7 protein-coding genes are annotated in these 4347 nt (G+C 66.6%); all 7 read right to left on the bottom strand.

From position 1 onward, the window contains the following. Positions 1-79: 79 nt before the first annotated feature. A complete protein-coding gene (locus ACFVX4_RS41685; protein WP_389988623.1) occupies positions 80-331 on the bottom strand; it encodes a hypothetical protein in 252 nt (83 codons plus the stop codon). Between the two features lie 421 nt (positions 332-752). Further along, positions 753-920, bottom strand: a complete 168-nt coding sequence (locus ACFVX4_RS41680) for a hypothetical protein (RefSeq protein WP_389988620.1) — start codon at positions 918-920, stop codon at positions 753-755. A 247-nt stretch (positions 921-1167) separates the two neighbouring features. Then, positions 1168-1506: a phage tail sheath C-terminal domain-containing protein gene (locus tag ACFVX4_RS41675; protein WP_389988617.1), complete on the bottom strand. Its 339-nt coding sequence runs from the start codon at positions 1504-1506 to the stop codon at positions 1168-1170. Beyond that, on the bottom strand, positions 1494-2147 hold the full coding sequence (locus tag ACFVX4_RS41670; RefSeq protein WP_389988614.1) for a phage tail sheath subtilisin-like domain-containing protein: 654 nt from the start codon (positions 2145-2147) through the stop codon (positions 1494-1496). Before ACFVX4_RS41670 ends, ACFVX4_RS41675 begins: the two co-directional genes overlap by 13 nt. Further along, a complete protein-coding gene (locus ACFVX4_RS41665; protein WP_389988611.1) occupies positions 2144-2416 on the bottom strand; it encodes a hypothetical protein in 273 nt (90 codons plus the stop codon). Before ACFVX4_RS41665 ends, ACFVX4_RS41670 begins: the two co-directional genes overlap by 4 nt. A gap of 742 nt (positions 2417-3158) precedes the next feature. Further along, positions 3159-3959: a DUF6585 family protein gene (locus ACFVX4_RS41660; protein ID WP_389988608.1), complete on the bottom strand. Its 801-nt coding sequence runs from the start codon at positions 3957-3959 to the stop codon at positions 3159-3161. Positions 3960-4214: 255 nt separating this feature from the next. Next, a partial coding sequence (locus tag ACFVX4_RS41655) for a transposase (protein WP_389988626.1) occupies positions 4215-4347 on the bottom strand: 133 nt, incomplete at its 5' end.

The raw sequence follows: 4347 nt of genomic DNA, 5'->3' as shown, positions 1-4347 counted from the left end.
CTCGGCCAGATCAGCCCGATCACCTACGAACAACGATCAACTACGCTGGCCACCGCCGCATGACAACCGGTGTCCACGATCACGGGGAAGGCCCCCGGAGGCCGTACCCCTCGGGGCGGAGGCATTTCACGATGACCGTGTCGGGGAGTCCGGTCGCCTCCGCCAGGTGGGCGCGCAGCACCCAGGGATGGTGCAGCGGCTCGATGCGCTCGATGGTGGTCCGGGCGCCGACGGAGGCCGTGAGTAGTGCCTCGATCTCGGCGGATGCGGGAAGGGCGACGTCCAGAGGTGAGGGCCTCGGCGGATCCTCGCACGGCCGGGCCGAGATCATGCAGAATTCTGCGCCGAGCGGCGTTCCGCCGGCGCAACGACGTTGTTAAACACCCCGGCAACTTTCGGCTTCGTCATCCTGCCAGCGAGGACATCGCGACCCCTATCAGGCGCCAGCACCACCCAAACCAGGGATAGCACCACACCTGTTGCACTCGATACGGTGGATGGAAACAGCGCTGATCTGCGCAGACCTACCCCTGCCGAACCCGCGCAACAGTCCGACCCCAAGAGAACATGGTGCTCAGGCCGGACACGGTCCTGGACGGCGAGGCGGTGATCTGGCGGGACGGCCGGCTCGGCTTCGCGGCGGCGCAGTCACGGGCCGCGTCGTCCGTGACCCGGGCCCGCGCCCTGGCCGCCAGGTATCCGGCCTCTTACGTCTGCTGGGACGTTCTGCAGCACCCGGACCCGTCGATCGGCTACTGCCGAAGCCGCCCGAGCGGCGCGCCCTCCTGCTGGAGCTCCTCGCCGATGTCGAGCCGCCGATCCAGACTGTCCCGGCAACCGACGACCGTGACGTCGCCGTGCTCTGGTACGACGCCCTGCGCGAGCAAGGCATCGAGGGGGGAGGTGGGGGAGGGGAGCACCCTTCGGACGGTGTTCGGGCGCACGAACACCGAACTGCACGCTGTTTCGGTGGAGATGACCGACGGCGACGCGGTCGAGGGACTGAGCCTGGCCGACCGGGCCGATGTCAGCAAGCGTCTCGACCCGGGGGCCGGTTGCCACTGTGCCCGGGCCCCGTGCATCGCCAGGCCCCGCCGCCCGACCGGCCTCGGAGACAGGGTGAAAGGCATCCACACCATGGCGTGGATGCCTTTCACCCTGTCACGTTCAGGTGCTCTGACCGGGCCGGCCGGCGATCTGGGTGATGGTGAAGCGCACGAACTCGCCGGGCCGCACGGGAGCGACGTCGATGTCGCAGACGACCTTGCCCTCGTCGATCGTCTCCTTCTTGTTGTTCGTGCCGTCGCAGATCACAGAGAACGCGTCGTCCGGCTTGTGACCGACGAGAGCACCCTGGCGCCACTGGTCAGTCAGGAACGATGTCACCGAATGCCGCAGCGTGTCCCACAGCCGCTCGTCGTTCGGCTCGAACGCCGCCCACGTGGACGACTGACGGATCGAGTCGGAGAGGAACGACACCAACCGCCGGACGTTCAGATAGCGCATGTCACGCGCTGTCGACCTCGTACGCCCCCCCACACCAGCAGACCTCGGTCGGGGAAGACGCGCAGGCAGTTCACGCCCGTCGAGTCCAGCTCCGCGTTCTGTTGGTCGGTGAGAACCGTCGGGACGGACAGGACGCCGCGGAGGTTCTGGTTCGCGGGGGCCTTGAACACACCGCGCTCGGCATCGGTGCGGGCCCATACCCCGGCGAGGTGGCCGCACGGCGGGATGGTGCGATCCGCTCCATCGAGCCCTGGGACCTTGAGCCAGGGGTAGTACACGGTCGTGAACGCGGCGTCGTCCGTGTCGGAGGACACCAACGACCCGACGAAGGCGGTGACCTCGGAGGGTTCCTTGCCGGGCGAGGGTTCCAGGATCGCCGGACGGTTGCCCATTTTCGTGCAGTGCGCCACAACGGACGCGATGACCGGCTGGACGGTCGTCGCGTCCTGGCTCCTCGTCCAGAGGTCCGGTACAGCGACCATATAGACATCCGGGACGGTCTTCAGTCCGGTCAGTCCGTTGCCGACCTCCGTCGCGAGATCCTTCTCGGGGGCGAGCGGGACGATGTAACACTTGGTTCCGCCGTTGGCGAAGAAGCCGTAGACGGCCTCGGCGAGCGCGTACTCCCGCGCGGCCGTCACTTGGCCTTGAGGTCGGTGAGTTCGTCGTGGCGTGGCCGCTCCACAGACTCCAACTCTGCGGTCACCTGCTCCAGTGTGAACGTGGAGCGGAAGTGGAACACGTCCACGAACTCGTTCCAGCTCTGCACGAGGTGCGGTGATCCGTCTTCGGGCCGAGTGACCGGGTACCCGAGAAACGCGGGCGTGGACGTCCCCGCTCCGATGATGATCCGCAGTCCGCTGGGGACTTCCTTGACGTAGACCCCTGGCGCTGGGAGATCCGCAGCCATACGAGGCCGCCTTCCTGTGCCCAGTGCGGGTCGCGGTGGTCGGCTTGCATGAAGATACGCAGCGGCTGGCGGGGAACGCGGGAGATGAGGGCTGGGTAGGGATTGCCGTCCGGCATCTGCGCGAAGCTGGACAGGTATCCGATGACGCGGCGGAACTTGTCCGGGCGCAGCCACGCCGTGGTGAAGGCGCAGTTGCCGCCGCTGCTCCCGCCGCAGATGCCCCACGGTTCGGGGGCTTGGGCGATGGCGTAGCGCTCGGTGACCTGCGGGATGATCTCGCTGAGTCCAGGTACCACCATCCGTCCTGGAACACCATCAAGGATGCCGGTTCCGTAGCGTCGTACTGGGCAGGCACGTGGACCCAGAACTTCCGGGAGGTTCCCGGGTAGATGGCGCTGTCATTCCAGTCGAACGCGACCGTCTCGCCTGCAGGCACACCCGGCTGCACGGCGGATTCGGGTCCGTGGAATGGCGACACCACGTGCAACTGCGACAACAGGGTCTCCTGGACCGCTCTTGGCTTCGACAACCCCGAGCTGCTCAGGAGGCCTTGCTTTCATGCGCCCTGCCTGCCAAGACCACCCGACCAGGCACCCTGTTCGATCAAACCGCCCTCATGATCGATAGGAATATGCTTCTCAAGAGGAGACGGTTTGAGACTATGTGTTCTGCCGGGCGGGTTCTTTTTCCTGATTCGGTTCGTTGATCCAGACCTGCTGCCGGAGCGCCGGCCTTCGCTGGATCAGGCCGGATCGTCTGATCGCGGCTGTTTCCCGGCCGTCTCCTGGCGCATCCTTGTGACGAGGGCCAGGAAGACCGACAGATTCTGGACCATTTCCACGGGGAACCTGGCCCACGGCTCTCCGTCGCCGTGCCGATGGATCTCCAGCCAGCCGTGTTTCACCGTGACCCGGTCGACCTCGCGCCAGCCGAGCCGGTGGTCGAGGTACCCGACACCGGCGGGATCGAGGTGGGCCCCGAAAAAGTCGACCCGTTCGCCCGCCTTCAGCCGGTCGCTGTCCTGCGGCAGCCGTACGCGCGTGAATGTCTTGTCCAGTTCGTCGGTGAACCGGGCGACCCCCTTGTACGCGTCGCTCACCGTGATCTCGGCGCCCTCACGGGGACACACCCAGAGCTCGTGTGTGGTGGCACTGGTGATCCCGTTCGTCACTGTGGTGCTGCGCCGCCGGATGCCGTCGATCTCGTCCCAGGAGTATGCCTCCGGCACGTGCCCGGCGACCTCCCGGACGATGCCGTGCTGGTAGTGGCCCACCCAGACCTGCGCCTGCCGTCTCGTGAACGCGAGGAAGAGGAAGTACCCGGCCGCGGCTACCACGGCGGCCCCCAAAATGAGCAACGGCAGCGCGTAGTACCAGGCGCCGTCGCTCCGCTGGCCCTCCACCGCGGCCGAAATCCCCAGCCAGAGCACCGGCAGCCCGACCAGCGCCGGCAGCAGCACCACGATCCACGGGAAGCGCTTGGGCTCCGTCCACACCAGCCCCTGGCGCGACCCGAGTTCGAAGTCCCGCGCGACTCTACGCATGGCGGGCGGAACAGGAGTGGAACCACGATCCGACACAAGCCCCCCAAGGCCAGACAGCTGAGGGCCATTATCAGGGGAGAGGGGCCCGTACGGGAAGAGCGAGTGCCCCGGCCCGGCGCATCGGTTACGCGGATGGCGACATCACCTTCGACGGCCGACTCTCAGCAGCCCGTCAGTAACCCCAACCACCCTCGATACACCGTTCGATTGGCTCTGACAAGATTTCCGTAGCCGTTGATCGTGCCTCGGTGTGGATCAGTTGAGCAGGATGCGGTGGCGGAGGAGGCGGAAGTCGGCGCGGCCGTACATCTGTCTCTTGATCAGTTTCGTCTTGGTGTTGACGCCTTCGGTTCCGCCGTTGTGGAACGGGAGGGTGAGTCCGTTGACG

The sequence above is a fragment of the Streptomyces sp. NPDC058240 genome, assembly GCF_042882135.1.
GTDB lineage: Bacteria > Actinomycetota > Actinomycetes > Streptomycetales > Streptomycetaceae > Streptomyces.
The sequence above is the reverse complement of the archived record's forward strand: the minus strand, read 5'-3'. Positions and strand labels throughout refer to the sequence as shown.